Origin of the sequence: Nocardia brasiliensis ATCC 700358 (genome assembly GCF_000250675.2) — a bacterium.
GTDB classification, from domain to species: Bacteria; Actinomycetota; Actinomycetes; order Mycobacteriales; family Mycobacteriaceae; genus Nocardia; species Nocardia brasiliensis_B.
Map to the genome: position 1 here is coordinate 9,358,666 of NC_018681.1, position 18,314 is coordinate 9,376,979.

18 protein-coding genes are annotated in these 18,314 nt (G+C 69.3%); 11 read left to right on the forward strand and 7 right to left on the reverse strand.

Features of this window, described 5'->3' with window-relative positions; all coding sequences use genetic code 11:
* Position 1: 1 nt before the first annotated feature.
* On the reverse strand, positions 2-997 hold the full coding sequence (locus tag O3I_RS41920; RefSeq protein ID WP_014989155.1) for an oxidoreductase: 996 nt from the start codon (positions 995-997) through the stop codon (positions 2-4).
* Positions 998-1,078: 81 nt separating this feature from the next.
* Positions 1,079-2,149, reverse strand: a complete 1,071-nt coding sequence (locus O3I_RS41925) for a DNA polymerase IV (protein ID WP_014989156.1) — start codon at positions 2,147-2,149, stop codon at positions 1,079-1,081.
* Between the two features lie 118 nt (positions 2,150-2,267).
* On the opposite strand from O3I_RS41925, the gene O3I_RS41930 reads away from it, so the two are divergent.
* The 3 genes from O3I_RS41930 (at position 2,268) to O3I_RS41940 (ending at position 4,028) form a co-directional block, all read left to right on the forward strand.
* Positions 2,268-2,921 (forward strand): DUF1707 SHOCT-like domain-containing protein, encoded by a 654-nt coding sequence (locus O3I_RS41930; RefSeq protein ID WP_014989157.1) that lies wholly within the window; start codon positions 2,268-2,270, stop codon positions 2,919-2,921.
* A 64-nt stretch (positions 2,922-2,985) separates the two neighbouring features.
* Positions 2,986-3,591, forward strand: coding sequence for a TetR/AcrR family transcriptional regulator (locus O3I_RS41935; protein WP_014989158.1), 606 nt, complete (start codon positions 2,986-2,988; stop codon positions 3,589-3,591).
* On the forward strand, positions 3,588-4,028 hold the full coding sequence (locus O3I_RS41940) for a PaaI family thioesterase (protein WP_014989159.1): 441 nt from the start codon (positions 3,588-3,590) through the stop codon (positions 4,026-4,028). The genes O3I_RS41935 and O3I_RS41940 overlap by 4 nt, the downstream gene beginning before the upstream one ends.
* Before the next feature lie 85 nt (positions 4,029-4,113).
* On the opposite strand, the gene lon is transcribed toward O3I_RS41940, so the two are convergent.
* Together lon and O3I_RS41950 are read right to left on the reverse strand one after the other, a co-directional pair.
* A complete protein-coding gene (lon, locus tag O3I_RS41945; RefSeq protein WP_063632417.1) occupies positions 4,114-6,477 on the reverse strand; it encodes an endopeptidase La in 2,364 nt (787 codons plus the stop codon).
* A gap of 216 nt (positions 6,478-6,693) precedes the next feature.
* Positions 6,694-7,260: a dihydrofolate reductase family protein gene (locus O3I_RS41950; protein ID WP_014989161.1), complete on the reverse strand. Its 567-nt coding sequence runs from the start codon at positions 7,258-7,260 to the stop codon at positions 6,694-6,696.
* A 228-nt stretch (positions 7,261-7,488) separates the two neighbouring features.
* On the opposite strand from O3I_RS41950, the gene O3I_RS41955 reads away from it, so the two are divergent.
* From O3I_RS41955 to O3I_RS41990, 8 genes are all read left to right on the forward strand, one after another.
* The gene (locus O3I_RS41955) at positions 7,489-8,022 is read left to right on the forward strand and encodes a hypothetical protein (protein ID WP_014989162.1); all 534 of its coding nucleotides are present in this window, start codon (positions 7,489-7,491) and stop codon (positions 8,020-8,022) included.
* Positions 8,019-9,095, forward strand: a complete 1,077-nt coding sequence (locus tag O3I_RS43290) for a PrsW family intramembrane metalloprotease (RefSeq protein ID WP_014989163.1) — start codon at positions 8,019-8,021, stop codon at positions 9,093-9,095. Before O3I_RS41955 ends, O3I_RS43290 begins: the two co-directional genes overlap by 4 nt.
* Before the next feature lie 117 nt (positions 9,096-9,212).
* Entirely contained in the window at positions 9,213-10,568 is a 1,356-nt protein-coding gene (locus O3I_RS41965; RefSeq protein WP_014989164.1) for a hypothetical protein, read from the forward strand.
* A 111-nt stretch (positions 10,569-10,679) separates the two neighbouring features.
* The gene (locus tag O3I_RS41970; RefSeq protein WP_014989165.1) at positions 10,680-11,471 is read left to right on the forward strand and encodes a TIGR03084 family metal-binding protein; all 792 of its coding nucleotides are present in this window, start codon (positions 10,680-10,682) and stop codon (positions 11,469-11,471) included.
* A 383-nt stretch (positions 11,472-11,854) separates the two neighbouring features.
* Entirely contained in the window at positions 11,855-12,538 is a 684-nt protein-coding gene (locus O3I_RS41975; RefSeq protein ID WP_014989166.1) for a hypothetical protein, read from the forward strand.
* A gap of 22 nt (positions 12,539-12,560) precedes the next feature.
* On the forward strand, positions 12,561-13,751 hold the full coding sequence (lhgO, locus tag O3I_RS41980; RefSeq protein WP_014989167.1) for an L-2-hydroxyglutarate oxidase: 1,191 nt from the start codon (positions 12,561-12,563) through the stop codon (positions 13,749-13,751).
* Between the two features lie 168 nt (positions 13,752-13,919).
* The gene (locus tag O3I_RS41985) at positions 13,920-14,393 is read left to right on the forward strand and encodes an SRPBCC family protein (RefSeq protein WP_014989168.1); all 474 of its coding nucleotides are present in this window, start codon (positions 13,920-13,922) and stop codon (positions 14,391-14,393) included.
* Positions 14,394-14,403: 10 nt separating this feature from the next.
* Positions 14,404-15,015 (forward strand): ribonuclease H family protein, encoded by a 612-nt coding sequence (locus O3I_RS41990; protein WP_014989169.1) that lies wholly within the window; start codon positions 14,404-14,406, stop codon positions 15,013-15,015.
* An 85-nt stretch (positions 15,016-15,100) separates the two neighbouring features.
* On the opposite strand, the gene O3I_RS41995 is transcribed toward O3I_RS41990, so the two are convergent.
* The 3 genes from O3I_RS41995 to O3I_RS42005 form a co-directional block, all read right to left on the reverse strand.
* Positions 15,101-15,916: a hypothetical protein gene (locus O3I_RS41995; RefSeq protein WP_014989170.1), complete on the reverse strand. Its 816-nt coding sequence runs from the start codon at positions 15,914-15,916 to the stop codon at positions 15,101-15,103.
* 132 nt (positions 15,917-16,048) lie between these two features.
* On the reverse strand, positions 16,049-17,221 hold the full coding sequence (locus O3I_RS42000) for an MlaD family protein (protein WP_014989171.1): 1,173 nt from the start codon (positions 17,219-17,221) through the stop codon (positions 16,049-16,051).
* Positions 17,218-18,309 (reverse strand): MCE family protein, encoded by a 1,092-nt coding sequence (locus O3I_RS42005; RefSeq protein WP_014989172.1) that lies wholly within the window; start codon positions 18,307-18,309, stop codon positions 17,218-17,220. Before O3I_RS42005 ends, O3I_RS42000 begins: the two co-directional genes overlap by 4 nt.
* Between the last annotated feature and the right edge of the window lie 5 nt (positions 18,310-18,314).

The following is an 18,314-nucleotide window of genomic DNA, read 5'->3' on the forward strand; positions in this document are numbered from 1 at the left end:
ATCAGAATTCGCCGAGGACGCCGAATACTGTGCGGCCCGTGTGCGATCCGCTCTGGATGCTGTGCAGGACCTTGGCTGCTTCGGTGATGGGGGCGACCTGGGTCAAGGCCGAAAGGTGTTGCGGGCGGAACTCGTTGCCGAGCCGGGTCCACAGGGCACGGCGCTTCTCGATCGGCAGGTTGACAGAGTCGACGCCGAGCAGGGCGACGCCGCGCAGGATGAACGGCAACACCGTGGTCGGCAGTTCGGCGCCGCCGGTCAAGCCGCTGGCCGCGACGGCGCCGCCGTAGCTGACGGTGCTCAGGACGTGTGCGAGCGACTTGCCGCCGACGCTGTCCACCGCGGCCGCCCAGCGCGCCTTCCCCAGCGGACGCGGCTTGGCGTCGGGGTCCTCGGGCAGCCGGCCGATCACCTCGTTGGCACCGAGCTCACTGAGCAGATCACCGGCGTCGGTCTTGCCGGTGGACGCGACGATCTCGTAGCCGAGGCCGGACAAGATATCGATGGCGACGCTGCCGACCCCGCCGGTCGCGCCGGTCACCAGCACCGGGCCGTCTTCCACGGTGAGCCCGCGGTCGAGCAGCGCCTGCACGCTGAGCGCCGCGGTGAAACCGGCGGTGCCGAGCGCGGCCGCGTCGCGCGGGCTCAGGCCGTCGAGCTTCACCACCCACTCCGCGGGCACCCGCGCGTATTCGGCGAACCCGCCGTGCTGCGAGACGCCGATCTCGTAGCCGTGCGCCACCACCAGGTCGCCGGGGGTGAAGGAGTCGTCCGCGGAGGAGACCACCTCGCCGGTGAGATCGATGCCCGGAATGATCGGGTACTTGCGGACCACCCCGCCGCCGGGCGTGATGGCCAGCCCGTCTTTGAAGTTCGCACTGGAGTAGTGCACCTTGATCGTCACATCGCCAGGCCCGAGGAATTCCTCCCCCACCTCCTGCTTGGTGAGAACGATCCCGCTATCCGATTCATGCGCCACCATCGCCCAGAACTCCATGCGGACGAGCTTAGTGGGACAGCACATCCACAGCCCGGCTTCGGACCGCGCCGATCTCAACCGGTGAAACGGGCCTCGCGGCTACTCCGGGACGAGTTCCAGCCGCACGCCGAGCAGCCGCACCGGGCGGGTGAGGTCGAAACGATCGATGATGCGCAGCGCCGTCTCACTGATCTCGGCGGGATCAATGGTTGGCACCTGCAGTTTTTCCTGCTTGCTGCGGGTGTAGAAGGTGTTGGTCCGGACGGTGACCGAGACCCGGATGCCGATCCGCCCGGCCTCGGCCATCTCCTCGGCGACCTCGGTGGCCAGCCGGGCGACCTGGGCGCGGATCTCGCCCGGCTCGGTGAGGTCGCGCGGGAACGTCTCGGATTTGCTGCGACCCACCGGAACTCGTGGTTCGGTGGTGACGTCGGTGTCGCCCTTGCCGTGGCCGAGCACCCACAGGTACGGGCCGGTGGTGGGGCCGAACTCGGCGGCCAGGCGCTGCCGGTCGGCGGCCATGAGGTCGGCGACGGTTTCGATGCCGAGATCGGCGAGGCGGGTGGCGATCCGCGCGCCGATACCCCACAGCGCGTTGGTGGGACGGTGCGCCATCACCTCGGTCCAGTTCGCGGCGGTGAGCCGGAAGACCCCGGCGGCCGCGCCCGCGCCCGCGTCCGGCGCGGCGGCGGTCTTGCCCGTGGATTTGGCGAAACCGGTGGCGAGCTTGGCGGTGAGTTTGTTGTCACCGATGCCGACCGCACAGGTCAGCTCCAATTCCTCGATGGCGCTGCGGATTTCGGCGGCGAGCTGCTCCGGCTCGGCGGTGTCGGCGGCGAGGAAAGCCTCGTCCCAGCCCCACACCTCGACCCGGCCGGGAAAGGTGCGCAGCAGCGACATGACCTCGTCCGAGGCCTCCTCGTAAGTCGCCATGTCCAGCGGTAGGAACACCCCTTCCGGACATTTGCGCTGCGCGCTGCGCAACGCCATGCCCGCCCGGACGCCGAACGCCCGGGCCGGATAGGACGCACAGGTGACCACCTTGCGCGGCTCGGTCGGATCCCCGTTGCCGCCGACGATGACCGGCAGGCCGCGCAGTTCCGGATGGCGGCGGAACTCCACCGCCGCCTGGAACTGATCGAGATCGACGTGCAACAGCCATCTGGCCATAGCTCCGTCTTACCGCACCGGGCCGACATGCAGCGGATTTCCGCACGATCGGCCGCTGACGGCGGCCGTGAGCGTGCCCGGACGTACCATTTTGCTGAGCCAGAGCAAGGGGGCATCGATGACGAAGCGGCGCGGCAGCGATTCGACGGGCGGCGGCCGGGTGCCCGAGGTGCCCGCAGCCCCGCCCGCTCGACTGCCCGCGATCCGAGTGGGCGACGCCGACCGGGAGACCGCCGCGCGGTTGCTGCACCTCGCGGTCGAGGAGGGCCGGCTGGACCTGCCCGAACTGGACCGTAGGCTGGTCCTGGTCTACTCCGCGCAGACCAGTACCGACCTGGCGGCCGTGACCTCGGATCTGCCGAGCGCCGCGGTCGCGGGTGAGCCGATCGAATTGCGCACGGGCAGCGGCACCCGCAAGAAGGCGGGGCGGTGGATCGTCCCGGCCGAGATCACCGCCGAATGTTCTTCCGGCAGTATCGTCATCGACTTCACGCAGGCGATCTGCCCGCATCGCGAGATCACGGTGCACGCGGCGGTCGGGTCCGGCAAGATCACGCTGCTGGTGCCGCGCGGCTGGTGGATCGATCTCGACCGAGTGCAGAGCAAGAGCGGCAGTGTGCGGAACAAGGCGATCGGGCCGGTGCGGCCGGGTGCGCCACTGCTGCGGGTCGACGGGCAGGTCCGTTCGGGCACCCTGCTCGCGAAATATCCGCGCCGGCCGCGGCGCTCCTTCGCGGACTGGCTACGCGGCCGCCCGCGTCCTCCCGCCTGACGTTTTCCCGAATCCCGGTGCGCGCAGCCTTGCCTCGTCCGCGAAACAGAACTAAATTCTGGTTGTGAAGATTCGAGATCGGTTGCTGCTGGCAGCCGAGCGGCAGTTCGCGGAACGGGGCGCGCTGGAGGCGACCCTGGCGCAGATCCGCGAGGCCGCGGGCGCGAGCGTCGGCGCGCTCTATCACCATTTCCCGGACAAGGCCGACCTCTACCGGCAGGTGTGGGCGCACGCGCTGGCCGACTACCAGCGGCATTTCTGGGCGGTGGTGGGCGAGAGCGCCGACGCGCACGAGGGCGTCACGGCCGGTGTCCGCGAGCACCTGCGCTGGGTGGCCGAAAATCAGTACCGGGCACAGGTTCTCCTGTCCGCCCGGCCGCCGGGCGTGCGCGAGAGCGAGAGCAATCGCGAGTTCCTGCGCAATGTCGCGCGCTGGTGGCGCACGCACGCGGGCTACGGCGCGGTCCGCGAGCTGCCGCTGGATCTGGTCTACGCGCTGTGGCTCGGTGCGACGCAAGAGTATTCGCGGCAGTGGCTCAGCGGCGCCGTGCCGGCCGGCCCCCTCGACGTCGCCGATGAACTCGCCGATGCGGCCTGGCTGAGCCTGGCCGCGACACCCTCCGATTCCGCGCGGCCGGGCCCCGGCGCGCACACGAAAGGCAGCTCATGACCGCGCCCATCGACCTGGACCTCGCCAAAAAGGTCCTCGCCGCACAGCCTTTCGCCGAATTGGTCGGCACCGAGATCACCGGTTTCGGTCCCGGCACCGTGACGCTCACCATCCCCATCCGCCCCGAACTCGGCCAGCAGTTCGGCTTCGTGCACGGGGGCGTGCTGTCCTACGCGGCCGACAACGCGCTCACCTTCGCGGGGGGCACGGCACTCGGCGCCAACGTGCTCACCGGTGGATTCACCATCACGTATCTGCGACCGGCCGCCGGAGTGCGACTGCGAGCCGAGGCGACGGTGATCGACGCGACCCGCCGCCAGGCGGTGGTCCGCTGCGAGATCTACGCCGAAAGTGCCGACGGCACAAGGGTGTTGTGCGCGGTGGCGCAGGGCACCACGCGCTCGGTCGACCGCGCGCTCGAGCCACCCGACGCGTAGCCCGGCCGGGCAGACGAGGGGTTGCCCGGCCCGGTGACACGGCGGAGGGCCGGGCACGGTGTGTGCCCGGCCCTCCGGTTCCGGATCAGGCGCTGGCGGCGAAGGCCGGTCCGTCCAGGGCCGGTTCGGCGACCGGCTCGATGGCGTAGGCCAGGATCTCCGCCACGTCGCCGACGGGGCGGACGTCCAGTGCGGCAAGCACTTCGGCCGGGACGTCGTCCAGGTCCGGCTCGTTGCGGGCCGGGATGAACACCGTCTTCAGACCGGCTCGCTGCGCGGCGAGCAGCTTCTGCTTGACCCCGCCGATCGGCAGCACCCGCCCGTTCAGCGTGACCTCACCGGTCATCCCGACATCGGCGCGCACCTGCCGGTCCAGTGCCAGCGACACCAGGGCGGTGACCATGGTGACGCCCGCGGACGGACCGTCCTTGGGCACCGCGCCCGCCGGGAAGTGCACGTGGATATTGCGATCCAGCACCGACGGCTCGATCCCGATCTCCTCGAGATGCGAGCGGACGTAGGTCAGCGCGATCTGCGCGGACTCCTTCATCACGTCACCCAGCTGCCCGGTCAGGGTCAGCGACCGCTCACCCTCCGCGGCGTTGGCCTCGATGTAGAGGACGTCGCCGCCCAGCCCGGTGACCGCGAGTCCGGTGGCCACACCCGGGACCGCGGTGCGTTCCACCGAGTCCGGGGTGAACCGGGGACGGCCCAGGTAGTCCTTCAGATTGCCGAGGTCGATCGTCAGCGATTGCTCGGACTGCACCAGCGCGTCGTAGCCGAGATCCGCGCCGTAGCCGAGTTCGACGACCTCGGATTCTGTTGTCGCCGTGCCGGTTCCGCCCTCGGACAGCCGAGTCGCAGCCTTGCGCAACGCCTTCGCGATGAGCCGCTCCAGCTGCCGCACGCCGGCTTCCCTGGTGTAGTTCGCCGCGATCTCGCGCAGCGCCGCGTCGGTCACGAGCACCTCGTCGGCGGTCAGCGCGTTGCGTTCCAGCTGCCGGGGCACCAGGAAGTCCCGCGCGATGGCGACCTTGTCGTCCTCGGTGTAACCGTCGACGGTGATCAGTTCCATCCGGTCCAGCAACGGGCCGGGGATGGTCTCCATCACGTTGGCCGTGGCGATGAACAGCACGTCGGACAGGTCCAGGTCCAGGTCGAGGTAGTGGTCGCGGAACGTGTGGTTCTGCGCCGGATCCAGCACCTCGAGCAGCGCGGCAGCCGGGTCGCCCCGGAAGTCCGAGCCGACCTTGTCGATCTCGTCCAGCAGGACAACGGGATTCATCGATCCCGCCTCCTTGATGGCACGCACGATCCGGCCGGGCAGCGCGCCGACGTAGGTGCGCCGGTGCCCGCGGATCTCGGCCTCGTCGCGCACGCCGCCGAGGGCGACCCGCACGAACTCGCGGCCCATGGCCCGCGCCACGGATTCGCCGAGCGAGGTCTTACCGACACCGGGCGGACCGACCAGCGCGAGCACCGCGCCGGAGCCACGCCCGCCGACGACCTCCAGCCCGCGGGCGGCCCGCCTCGACCGCACGGCCAGGTACTCGACCATCCGGTCCTTCACCTCGTCCAGGCCGTGGTGATCGGCGTCCAGGACCGCGCGGGCGGCCGAGACATCGGTGCTGTCCGTGGTTTTCACCGTCCACGGCAGTTCGAGCACGGTGTCCAGCCAGGTCCGGATCCAGCCGGATTCCGGGCTCTGATCGCTGGCCCGCTCCAGCCTGCCGACCTCGCGCAAGGCTTCCTCCCGCACGTTGCCGGGCAGGTCGGCCTGCTCGATCCGGGTGCGGTAGTCGTCGGCGCCGTCGGGTTCGTCCTCGCCGAGTTCCTTGCGGATCGCGTTGAGCTGCTGGCGCAGCAGGAACTCGCGCTGGCTCTTCTCCAGGCCCTCGCGGACGTCGTCACTGATCTTCTCGGTGACCTCGGCCTCGGCGATGTGGTCCTTGGTCCACTCGATCAGCGTGTGCAAACGCTGGGTGACGTCGGGGGTTTCGAGCAGTTCGCGCTTCTGATCGTTGGTCAGGTACGGCGCGTAGCCCGCGGTGTCGGCGATCGCGGACGGGTCGGTCAGCTGGTTGACCGCGTCGATGATCTGCCAGGCCTCGCGGCGCTGCAGCACCGAGACCACGAGCTTCTTGTATTCGGCGGCCAGCTCTTTGGTCCGGCCGTCCGCGGGCGATGTCTCGACTGGTTCGGCCTCGACCCACAGCGCGGCGCCCGGCCCGGTGACCCCGTGGCCGATCTTCGCGCGCCGTTCGGCCTTCAACACGGCCGCGGGCGCGCCGCCGCGCATCCGGCCGACCTGTTCGATGGTGGCGACCACGCCGTAGGAGGCATAGCCCTCGGTCAGGCGCGGCGCGAGCAGCACGGCGTCCGTCTTGGCGGCCCGCGCGGCATCGATCGCGGCCTGCGCCGATTCGTCCAGTTCGATGGGCACGACCATGCCCGGCAGCACGATCGGATCGGTCAGGAACAGCACCGGCAAGTTCTGAGGTGTAGTCACGTCTTCGACCCTTCCAAAAGTTGAGCGATACCAACTCAACCCCACCCCCACCCCCTTTGTTCCGCCCGAAGCCCCTGTTCGCTGACGGCGAAGACGACGGGGGCGTGGCGTCCCGGACCGGGTGCGGGTCTCACCCGGGTCCGAGGGGCGCGGGGGTCACGAACGCTGCGGCTCGAAGTGCAGGGCGATGATGCCGCAGTCGAAGGGGGTGGCGCCGACGGCGCGCAGGCGCTGGTAGGCGCCGGGGGCGAAGACCGGCAGGCCGGTGCCGATGGCGGTGGCGTTGACGAAGAGGTGGATTTCGTCGATGAGTTCCGCGGCGAGCAGGGCCGAGACCAGGGTGCCGCCGCCGTAGACGATCAGGTCGCCGCCGGGCTGGGACTTCAGGTCGTTGATGATCTTCGCCAGGTCACCGCCCGCCACCGTGGCGTTCTCCCAGGGGGATTCGGTGAGCGAGTTGGAGATGACGACCTTGGGGGTGTTGTTCATCCAGTCGATGGTTTCCTGGTCTTCGCCGTCCTCCGGGGTCCGGGAAGCCCAGGTGGGGATGAAGCCCTCGGCCAGGTTGCGGCCGAGCACGATGGTGTCGACCGGCTCCATGATCTTGGTGATGTAGGCGCCGACGTCGTTGGTCCAGGGGAACGTCATCCAGTCCATCTCGCCGTTCGGGCCCGCCATGTAGCCGTCGACGGTGGTCTGGACCTGGAGCTTGAGCTTGCGCATCGGATTTCCTTTCGAGGCCGGGCCCGGTGCGGGCCCGCTGTTCTGGTGTGCGTTCACAGTGCCGGAGGGGGCTTACGGATTGTTTACGGTTGTTTCCGATCTGCACGGTCCATGCGCGATACGCGGCTCGCGTCCCACCGAACCGGCCCGTCCTGCTCTATCGTTGATCCGGCTGCGCCGCAGGTCGGACGCGGTTTCTCGGTAACCCTGCGCCGAGGGGAGCACAGTATGACGGGATCGAGCCGCGACGGCAGACCGGCCGCGGTCGTGCTCGCGGTGGTCGCCGCGCTGATCGTGGTCCCGTCGGTGCTCGCCGCGCTCGTGCCGGTGCGGGAGACGACGCTGGCCGCCGACGCCGAGATCGCGCTCACCGCACCGGGGGAGGCGCCGGACACGATCGAATTCGGCGGCGTCGGCGGGTGGCAACGCCGCCCGACCGGCGACCAGACCACCGCGGTGCTGGTGGCGCCGAGCGGCGCGCGCCTGGCGGTCAGCGTGGTGGACGGCGTCACGGACTTTCCCGCCGCGGCCGCGTGGCGGTTACGGGTGCTCGGCGTGCAAGGCTTCGACGGTTCCTTCGACGGCGGAGAGATCAAGACGCCCAACGGGTTCGGCGGGCCGACCTGCCGCGGCACGGACCGCGCCGGGGTCTGCGCCGTCCTCGGCAACGACAACCTGGCCGTCACGCTCGTGCTGATCGGCGCGGACGCCACCCTGGCCGAGCTGACTCCGGTGGTCGAGACTCTGCGGGTGCGGCGATGAGCACGGCGGCCGCGACGCCGGGCACGCCGCTGCGGTGGTGGCGGCCGAGGTCGGCGCTGTTCTGGTCGTATTGGCTGATCGCGGTGCTCGGCCTGGCCGGGCTGCTCGCGCAACTGGCGCCGGTGCTGGCGCTGAACTGGCGCGACGTCCTGGTCGGACTGCCGTTCACGCTGGCCACCCTGGCCGTATTCGGTTGGCTGGTACTGCATTTGGATAGGCTCCGGGCCCGGCGACGGATCCGGACGCCGCTGCTGCTCGGCTTCCTCTGGGGCGCGCTGGCCGGCCCCGGCATCGCGATGTTCGCCAACGACCACAACATGCGGGTGATCCAGAACCTGGCGGGCGACGCGTTCGCCATCGACTGGCAGGCGCCGATCTCCGCGGCGATCGTGGAAGAGGCGGTGAAGGGCGTCGGCGTTTTCGCGGTGGCCTGCCTGGCCCGGCCGCTGCTGTACCGGCCCATGCACGGGCTGCTGCTCGGCGGCTGTACCGGTCTCGGATTCCAGGTGGTCGAGAACCTCACCTACGAGGCCAACGCCGGATTGCTGTCCGCACAGCATGATCCGGGTTACGCGGTGCTGGTCGGCATCGTACGGCTGCTCACCGGGGTCACCTCGCACTGGATGCTCACCGCGCTGGCCGGGATCGGCATCGTGCTGGCGGTGGCGCGCACGGACTGGCCGGCCGGGCGGCGCGCCCAGGCCTTCCTGCTGTTCTATCTGCTCGGCGCCGCACTGCATTTCGGCTGGGACGCACCGAGCCCCGCACACGTCCCGGTCGGCTCGATCCTGCTGCGCACGGTGCTGTACGTGCTGATCTTCGCCGCGGTCTACGCCTGGGTGCTGCACACCGAGCGGACCTGGTTCCGCGCGGTGGTGGACTGGGCGGTGGCCCGCGGGATCGCGCCGGCCGGTGAGCTGAGCACACTGGTCACCCGGCGCAGCAGGCGCAAGGCCCGCGCGGTGGAAAGGATGAGTGGTCAGCACAGCCGCGGGCTCCAGCTGCGGCGGCAACGTGTGCTGCTGGAGTGGGTGCAGGAAGCCGGTGCGAGCTCCGGCATCCGCGTGCCGTGACGTTGCCCTGCCGATAACCCCGGGCCGCGTTGACACTCGCTTCGGCGCAATGACAATGTTGGGGCCTTGATACCTCATACCGGCGGTTCCGCCGGTTCGGCCTAGGGAGATCCATCGATGAGTTCGCTCGCCGCTGGCGTGTTCATCGATTGGGAGGAGCTGACCGGCCAGTCCAAGTTCGTGGTCGACCTGATCACGTTCCCGATCTTCAGTGCGCTGGCGGGTTGGCTGACCAACTGGACCGGCGTGCTGATGTTGTTCTGGCCGGTGCGGTTTCGCGGTTTCCGGATCCCGGGCCTGCACGTGCTGTACCCGTATTTCCCGCGCCGGGTGCAGGTGCTGCCGACGTTCTCCGGCGACGGACGCCGGCTGGGCTTCCAGGGCTTCATTCCGGCGCGCGCCGAGAAGATGGCCAGCATCTGCGTCGACAAGGCGCTCATGCGGATCGGCAGCCCGCGCGATTTCATCCACGAACTGGACTTGGACGGCATCGCGGACTACGTCGCGGTGCTGGCCCGTAAACAGGTGCAGCCGCTGGTCGACGAGCTGATGTACCGGGAGAACCCGGACCTGTGGCGCACGGTCCCGCGCGCCGCAAAGCAGATCATCTACCAGCGGGTGGACCGTGAGCTGCCCGCGCTCTCCCGGCGCGCGTTCGAATCGCTCGGCGACAACGTCGACCAGCTGATCGATATCAAGAGCTTCGTCATCCGGTACCTGCAGGACAACCCGGACATCCTCAAAGACCTGACCACCACGATCGCGGCGCCCGAGCTGCGGTTCATGGTCCGGATCGGCCTGCTGGGCGCGCCGTTCGGGCTCGCGCTGGCGCTGTACATGCATGTGCACCATCGGATTCCGGTGCTGGGCTGGGTGCCGGGGTGGGTGATCGTGCTGCTCGCGTCGGCGGCGATCGGGGTGATCGTGAACGTCATCGCGGTGAAGATGGTGTTCGAGCCCGGCGATCCGCAACCCTGGTACAAGTACCTGTGGCAGCAGGCCCTGCTGGCCAAGCGGCAGCCGCAGGCGGCGACCGATCTCGCGCACATTCTGGCCTACCAGGTGCTCACCCTGCCGAACCTGTCCAGGGAACTGCTGGACGGCCCCAACGGCGACAAGACCCGTCAGCTGCTGGAACGGCTCGTCTCCGACGAGATCCACCGGCAGCTCGGCCCGACCACCTCGTTCGTCCGCGCGGCGCTCGGGCGACGCCAGTTCGACAATCTCAAGGCCGGCGCGGCGGGCGCGGCCGTCGGTTTGGCGCCGACGCTGGTCGAGGACGAGGAGTTCACGCTCGAGCAGGCGAAGACCATCGACGTGTTCGCGGCCCGCAAGCTGCGGCAGCTGACGCCGGGGGAGTTCATGGAGATGTTCTATGCCTCGGTCGAGCAGGACGCATGGCTGCTCTACCTGCACGGCGCGGTGCTCGGACTGGCGGTCGGCGCCTCGCACCTGATCGTCTTCGGCTGGTGAAGCCGCTGATCCAAATACAAGCACGCGTGCTTGCATTTTTCTGAGGGCGCTGCGATGCTGAACCGGCGCGGGCACCCGAGGCGGTGTGCCCGGTAAGGAACAGGGGAGCAGATGGCTGACCTCGAAGCGCTGCTCGGCGATTTCGCCGAGGAATGCGCCGATCTGGAACGAATCGTCGCCCCGCTGGCGGCCACCGAGTGGACCCGCGCCACCCCGGCGCCGGGCTGGACCATCGCCCACCAGATCGGCCATCTGGCCTGGACCGACGAGATCGCCACGGTCGCCGCCACCGATGCCGTGGAGTTCCAGCGGTTGGTGACCGAGGCCGGCCCGAAGGTGCTGACCTTCGTCGACGACGCGGCCGAGGAGGCCGCGGCCGCACGCGCCGCGGAACTCCTGGACCGGTGGCACCGCGGCCGCAAAGCACTCACCGACGCACTGCGCGCGGTGCCCGCGGGCACCAAACTGCCCTGGTTCGGCCCGCCGATGAGCGCGGCCTCGATGATCACCGCCCGCATCATGGAGACCTGGGCGCACGGCCAGGACGTGGCCGACACCCTGGGCGTCACCCGGGAGCCGACCGCCCGGCTGCGCACGGTGGCCCATATCGGCGTCCGCACCAGGAACTTCGCCTACACCGTGCACGGAAAGACCCCGCCCGCCGCGGAATTCCGGGTGGAACTGACCGCGCCCGATGGCGCGACCTGGTCCTGGGGTCCCGAGGAGGCCGCACAGCGGGTGAGCGGACCGGCGCTCGATTTCTGCCTGCTGGTGACCCAGCGCCGCCACCCGGACGATCTCGCGATCGTCGCCACGGGCCCGGACGCCGCCGAATGGCTCACCCTCGCACAGGCTTTCGCCGGACCGACGGGTGCGGGCCGGACGGCCGGACAGTTCGCCTGACCTGCCACCGACGACAACGACGGCCGGATGCGTGCATCCGGCCGTCGTCGGCACCCGACCAATTCCGAGGATTCGGGAGCCGGCGAGCGCCACACTTGGGTGCGCCGTTCGTATCGGCCGGACGCCATTGGCCGGGTGTCTCGATGTGGCAGTCGAGAATGACGCTCGCCAGCTGAACTATTGGTTACCCGCGCTCGACCTGCTGGAAACCTAAACGACTCCGGCGCTTCGGACTCGACGCCCCGCGACCGTTCCACGCCGCGATGTGATCCTGCTCTCCCGGACCCGGCACCCCCCGCGCCCGCGCCGTAACCTGGACAACTGTACGGCTTTCAACGATGCGGGCCGCTGCCAGGGAACTGAGCGGAGGAAAGGGACGCATCGTGAGAACACACAAGCCTGCCCATATCGCGCGGCATGCCGCGGTCGTGCTCGCCGGTGCCGCGAGCCTCAGTCTCACCGTGGTCGCGGGCGCCTACATCGTGCATCAGATCGCCGAGACCGAGCGGCCCGCCGGCCCGGCCGCCGCGCCACCGGCGATGCCCGCCGGGGAATTCGACGGCGAACCCATATACGCGGAGACGGTGCTGACCGCGGGCAGCCACGAACTCCCCGTGCCCGCGCGGCCGCGCGAGGTCGTCGACGCGGCGCCGAAAGCGACCGACCCGCAACTGCATTCGACGTTCACCACGCATAACACCGGTGTCGGCGGCCGGCTGCGGTTCGGCGACGCCTACGTCGGCGCGCAACTCGCCGCGGTCCCCGACGACACGATCTCGCTGACCGTCGATACCAACGCGGTCACCGTGCTGACCGGCTTCCTGCCCGCCGACCCGCGGCGGGACACCACCGCGGTCACCCGGCTGCGCACCGAATTCGACACGCGCAGTGGCGCGGTCGTGCTGTTGCTGACCGACCCGGAGCTCGGCGAGCACGATCTGCGGATCGACCGCGCCGCGAAGGCAGGCACCGCCGGACCGGACGAATCCGGTGCGCCCGAACCCGCTGCCGCGCCGTCGGCGGGCTGGGGTACCCCGCACGGTGGGCAACCCGGCGTCACGGTGTAGCCCGTCGGCCTAGGGTGCTCGTATGCCGCACAGCATGTACGACTTCTGCGTGATCGGCGGTGGCATCGTCGGGGTGGCTACCGCGCACCGCATCCTGCGCAGGCACCCCGGCGCGACCCTGGTGCTGCTGGAGAAGGCGGCCGCACTGGCCACACACCAGACCGGGCACAACAGCGGGGTCATCCACTCGGGCATCTACTATCCGCCGGACAGCCTGAAGTCGCGGCTGTGCCGCCAGGGCGCCCGCTGGACCAAGGAATTCGCGGCGGCCCAAGGGATTCCGTTCGAGGTCTGCGGCAAGCTGCTGGTCGCGACGGACGCGGCCGAGCAGCAGCGGATGCTGGCGTTGCACGAGCGCTCGGTGACCAACGGGGTGGCGGTCGAGCTGATCGATGCCGCCGAACTCCACCGGCGGGAACCGAAGGTGCGCGGTGTCGGCGCGTTGTTCGTGCCGGACACCGGCATCGTCGACTACACCCGGATCACCGCCGCGCTGGCCGCCGAGGTCGCGGCGGCGGGCGGGGAAGTGGTGTTCGGCGCCGAGGTCGCCGCGCTCACCGAAACCGACAGCGCGGTCACCGCGACCGGACCGGCCGGGTCGTGGTCGGCGCGGACCCTGGTGGTGTGCGCCGGCCTGCAGGCTGATCGGCTGGCCCGGATGGCCGGGCTGCGCAACGACTTTCGGATCGTGCCGTTCCGCGGCGAGTACTACCAGCTGCCGCCGGAACGGGCCGGGCTGGTGCGCACGCTCATCTATCCGATCCCCGATCCGGAGCTGCCGTTCCTCGGCGTCCACCTCAGCCCGACCATCGACGGCACGCTGACCGTCGGCCCGAACGCGGTACTCGGGCTGGCCAGGGAGGGGTATCGCAAGGGCAGCTTCGATGCCAGGGACGCCGGTGCGGTGCTCGGGTTTCCCGGGGTGCACCGGGTGGCCAGGGCCAATATCCGGACCGGGCTGCGCGAGTTGCGCAACTCGGTGTTCAAGCGGGGCTATCTGGCCGAGTGCCGCAAATACTGCCCCGAGTTGACCCTGGCGGATCTGCGACCGCGCGAGGCGGGCATCCGCGCGCAGGCGGTGCTGCGGGACGGCACCCTGGTGCACGACTTCATGATCGAGCGAACGCCGCGCTCGGTCCACGTGCTCAACGCGCCGTCGCCCGCGGCCACCTCGGCGATGCCGATCGCCGAGCACATCGTCGCTCAGCTCTGACGCAAAGAACAGACCAGACGGTTCGATAAGCCGGTTGACCGGCCACGAGCAACCAAGCAACCGCCCGGTCGCCATGCGAAAAAGGCCTGTGCCAAATCCTGCGCAACCGCTCCAATAAAGAGGAGAGCTGTAGTACTTTTAACGCCAGTCGTGGAAATGGGAGGGCCCATGGGCCATATCAAGTACGCGAGTGACGTCGGAGCGCCTGTCGAGGTCGCCTTCACCTATACGGACAACCACCTGTTCGTCCCGGATTGGATGTTCGGCGTCGCCGGCTTCGAACCCGACGGGGAGCTCGACCACGGCCTCGGCGCCACGTTCACCGCCGCCACCCGGCTGCTGATGTTCTGGCGGCCGGCCATGACATGCGAGGTCACCGAATATCGCCGCAACGTCGTGATCGGGTATACGCTGCGTGGGCGTTTATCCGGGACCCTGACGCTGCGCTTCGACCCACTCGGTTACGGGAGGTCGGTGCTGACGTCGGAGGCGGAGTACAGTCCACCGCGCGGCTTCGCGGGGCGCCTCTGCGTCGGTCTGGTGGACTCCGCCGTGAAATCGGCGCTCCGCCGCACCGAGTCCCAATTGCGAAGGGAGATAGAAGAATTCCACGGTACCGATCTTGTCGGTCGGATTGCGTAGGGTGCCAGCCATGATCATCGTGAGCACCGACGGATCCTGCCTGCGCAACCCCGGCGGCGCCATCGGCTGGGCGTGGGTCAATCATCAGGGCTCCTCGGCCAGCGGCGGCGGCGCGTCCGGTACGAACCAGGTCGCGGAATTGCGCGCGGTACTGGAAGCGATTCTCGCCCATCCCGGTTCGGAACCCCTGCTGATCGAAAGCGATTCGCTGTACGCGATCAAGTGCGCGTCGGAGTGGATCTCCAGCTGGCGACTCAACGGCTGGCGCACCTCGACCGGCGGCGCCGTGAAGAACGTAGAGCTCATCCGCCAGATCGACAAAGCGATCGCCGGTCGGCCCGGCCCGGTTCGATTCCGTTGGGTCCGTGGCCATGTCGGCAACTACTTCAACGAGCAGGCCGACGCGCTTGCCGGAGAAGCGGCTCGGAAGGCGGCCGCCTCGGCAGCCGTCGCCGAGGCGAACACCGCGGAAATCCCCGCGGTGACTGTGGAAGAAGCGCCGGCGGTGCCGGACGTGTTGCAGCACAAGCCCGAACGGTCACGCCCACCGGCTGCCGTCTCGGGCCAGGCCGCGGGGAAGGCGGCCGCGCCGTCGGCGCCACAGGCATTGACGCTGTTCTGATTTCGCGGAATGGCCGCCCGAATGACCTCCGGCGGTGGTGGCTCGGCCCACCGCCGGAGGCGCTCGGTGCCTTACCGTCCCGGGATCAGTTGCCCGGGGCGGGGGTGGGCTGCTCGGTCGGAGCGGGCTGACCCTCCGGCCCGGCGGGCGCGTTCGGCGCCGGAGCGGGCGCACCGGGCAGGCCGGTGCCCGCGCCCTTCAGCATCGGCGAATCGAGCTTCTCGACCAGCCACTTGTCACCGGACTTGGTGAGCTGCGCGATCACCACGACGAACTGCCGCTCCGGGTTCGACTGGGTGAAGTTGGTCCGGTACTGCGTCAGCGTGACGAGCACGTTCGCCGAGGTCTTGTCGCCGGACTGGTAGCCGCACTGCACGTCGTCGACCCAGGACTTCACCTTGGCCTGCACCATGGCGTCCTTGAGCGCCTTGGTCGCGTCGTCGAACTCCTTCAGGAATTCGCCACTCGCACCGGACTTCACCTTGGTGAAGTAGCCGTCGAGATCCTTCGAGTAGTCGTAGATCGAGACGTCCTTGCCGAACGAGCATGCGGCGTTGGTCGCGTCCCGGATCGCGTCGAGCTTGTCGCCGCGATCCTTGCCCTGCAGGAAGAACACCACCACCGCGGTGATCGCCGCGACCGCGAGCACGCCCGCCACGAAGGCCGCGATCAGCGGCACCGAGCCGGACCGGCCCGACGCGGCCGGTTGGCCTGCGCCCTTACCGAGATCGGTCTCGGGCGTGCTGATCCGGTCGGACTTGTCGGCCTCAGCGGCCGGTGCCGCCTCGGTCTTGGACAGCTCGGGCGTGGCTGCCGCGGTCTCGGACTGCTCGCCCGCATCCTTCGCGGCATCCGCCGCGGTCTCGGCGTCCTTGTTGGTGTCGGCGTCGTCGGTGGACATCGATACAAACCTGCACTTTCCCGGCGCGCGGGCGCACCGATCGACTGACGGGCCCGCATCTCGGGCGAACCGTACGCGTTCTACCGGCGAGTATGCCCGGACCCGCGCGATCGACGCGGGGCCGGGGGCCACTCACCGCACCGGGGGCATGGTCCGTTCGTTCGGATCGACACCCGGCGGCATGTGCGCGCCGTTGTTCGGCACATCTGGCCGCGGCGCGTTCGCGGCGCCGCGAATGTACATACCAGGAGGCGGATTCTCGCAGTAGTTCCACTTCGGAATCGAGCCGTCCTGCACGGTCTCGTTACGGATCTGCGGGGTGTTGTAGGTGCAGAACGGGCGCGGCCACAGATCGAGGATCGCGTGGAACTCGCCGTCGTGCGCCGGCACACCCAGCGCCTCGGCACCGGCCGCGAGCGAGGGGAACAGCGCGCGCAGCGCGGGCAACCGCAGCTGCGCGGCCTTGGTCATCGCCGAGAAGTTGGCGGCCAGGCTGGTGATCGGGTCGCTGGTCTTGTCGAGCACCGCGCCGAGCCCGGCCAGTTGCCCCGGCGCGCGCTCCAGCACGCCCTGCAGTTCGGTGTTCGCGTTGTTGAACTGCTCGAACAGCGTCCCGGAGTTGCGGGTCAGCGTGGCGAGGTCGGGCTGGGCGTTGGAGGTGGTCTCCGCGATGGTGCGCAGGTTGCTGATCAGGTTGGTGGTCTGCGGCAGCAGGCTGTCGAAGCCGGCCATGGCCAGGCTGATGCCGTTGACCATGCCGCGCAACTGATCCGGGCCGCCGCTGAGCGCGGTGTCGAGCTCGCTGAGGATCACGCCGAACTTGTCCGGGTCGACCTGCGCGATGAGGGCGCTGGAATTGTCCAGCACGGACCAGATCGGGGTCGGGGTCTTGATCTTGGCGGCATCGAACTTGATCACCGCGCCGTCCCCGAGGTAGGGGCCCTGCTCGGTGCCGGGGCGGAAGTCGATGTACTGCTCGCCCGCGCCGGAGAGCGCCTGCACCGAGATATCGGTGTCGATCGGGATCTTGAACTTGCTCTCGATCTGGGCCGACGCCGCGATGGCCTGGCCGCGATCGGTGAGTTCGATCGAGGTCACCTTGCCGATGCGATAGCCGCGCAACGTCACGTCGTTGCCCGGCTGCAGCCCGCCGGAGCGGTCCAGGTTCACCGTGACGGTGTAGTTGGACCGCAACGGGTTGACCCGCATGACGCTCACCATCAGATAGGCGGCGCCGATGACGAACACCAGCACCAGGCCGATGGTCGACAGGACCAGCTTGTGCTCTTTCAGCTTCGCGATCACCGGTGACCCCCCTGCACTCGGGACTGCACGATCTGCAGCACCTGGATCAGGCTGCCCGCGAAGTCCTGCAGATCCTGCAGGTCCTGGAGCCTGCCGTGCTCCGGGTCGGTCAGCGCGCTGAGGTCGAGGTTGGTCGCGGTGGCGTAGACCGCGAAGCTCTTGCCCTTGAAGGTCGCGTCGAGCTTGGGCCGCAGCACATGTGCGCGATCGAGCAGGATCTCGAGGTTGTCCCCGGTGGCCGAGAGCGCGTCCATCAGCTGCCGGGTGTTGTCCAGCAGACTGGCGAGCTGCTCGCCGGAGCTGCTCGCGTAGTCGCCGAGCGCGGCGCTGGTGGTCGACACCTTGGTCAGCAGATCACCGATGGCGCGGTTGTTCTCGGCGATCGCGCCGATCATCTGCGGCAGGGTGTCGGCCACCTGGCCGAGCTCGTTGCGCCGGGTCTCGATGGTGTTGGCCAGCGCGCTGAACTCGGTCAGCACCCCGTCCACCTTCGCGCTGTTGTCGTTCAAACTGCCGATCACCCCGGTCATTTCGGTGATCAGGTGGGACAGCTGGCCGCCGCGCCCGCCGACGATGGAGTCCAGCTCCGAGGTCAGCTTGCTCAAGCTGGCGACGCCACCGCCGTTGAACAGCATGGAGATCGAGATCAGCAGCTGCTCGACGGTCGCGCCCGCGGAGGTCTTGTCCAGCCCGAGGGTGGCGCCGTCGCGCAGCATGGTCGCGCCCGCCTCGGTCTTCGGCTTGGACACCGCGATGAACACGTCACCGAGCGGGGTGGCCTGGCGCAGTTCGGCCGTGCTGCCCTCGGGCAACTCGATGTCCTTGCTGATCTGCAGGTCGACGACCGCCTGGAAGTTCTTGGTGGTGATCTTGGAGACCACGCCGACATCCGAGCCGCCGATCTTCACCTTCGCCTGATCGGGCAGGTTCAGCGCGTTCTCGAAAACCGCGTGGACCGTGTAGGTTTCGCCGCCGACACCCGGTTTGGGCAGCGGCAGCTTCTCCACCGTGAGCCCGCACCCGGAGGTGACCGACACGGCCGCCACCGCCGCCAGCGCCATCAGCGCCCGTCGTGCCTTGATCGTCATTCGAT

Coding starts and splice junctions, on each gene's coding strand:
- O3I_RS41920 (WP_014989155.1), bottom strand. CDS start 997: ATGGAGTTCTGGGCGATGGTGGCGCATGAATCGGATAGCGGGATCGTT.
- O3I_RS41925 (WP_014989156.1), bottom strand. CDS start 2,149: ATGGCCAGATGGCTGTTGCACGTCGATCTCGATCAGTTCCAGGCGGCG.
- O3I_RS41930 (WP_014989157.1), top strand. CDS start 2,268: ATGACGAAGCGGCGCGGCAGCGATTCGACGGGCGGCGGCCGGGTGCCC.
- O3I_RS41940 (WP_014989159.1), top strand. CDS start 3,588: ATGACCGCGCCCATCGACCTGGACCTCGCCAAAAAGGTCCTCGCCGCA.
- lon (WP_063632417.1), bottom strand. CDS start 6,477: ATGGTCGTGCCCATCGAACTGGACGAATCGGCGCAGGCCGCGATCGAT.
- O3I_RS41950 (WP_014989161.1), bottom strand. CDS start 7,260: ATGCGCAAGCTCAAGCTCCAGGTCCAGACCACCGTCGACGGCTACATG.
- O3I_RS41955 (WP_014989162.1), top strand. CDS start 7,489: ATGACGGGATCGAGCCGCGACGGCAGACCGGCCGCGGTCGTGCTCGCG.
- O3I_RS43290 (WP_014989163.1), top strand. CDS start 8,019: ATGAGCACGGCGGCCGCGACGCCGGGCACGCCGCTGCGGTGGTGGCGG.
- O3I_RS41965 (WP_014989164.1), top strand. CDS start 9,213: ATGAGTTCGCTCGCCGCTGGCGTGTTCATCGATTGGGAGGAGCTGACC.
- O3I_RS41970 (WP_014989165.1), top strand. CDS start 10,680: ATGGCTGACCTCGAAGCGCTGCTCGGCGATTTCGCCGAGGAATGCGCC.
- lhgO (WP_014989167.1), top strand. CDS start 12,561: ATGCCGCACAGCATGTACGACTTCTGCGTGATCGGCGGTGGCATCGTC.
- O3I_RS41985 (WP_014989168.1), top strand. CDS start 13,920: ATGGGCCATATCAAGTACGCGAGTGACGTCGGAGCGCCTGTCGAGGTC.
- O3I_RS41990 (WP_014989169.1), top strand. CDS start 14,404: ATGATCATCGTGAGCACCGACGGATCCTGCCTGCGCAACCCCGGCGGC.
- O3I_RS41995 (WP_014989170.1), bottom strand. CDS start 15,916: ATGTCCACCGACGACGCCGACACCAACAAGGACGCCGAGACCGCGGCG.
- O3I_RS42005 (WP_014989172.1), bottom strand. CDS start 18,309: ATGACGATCAAGGCACGACGGGCGCTGATGGCGCTGGCGGCGGTGGCG.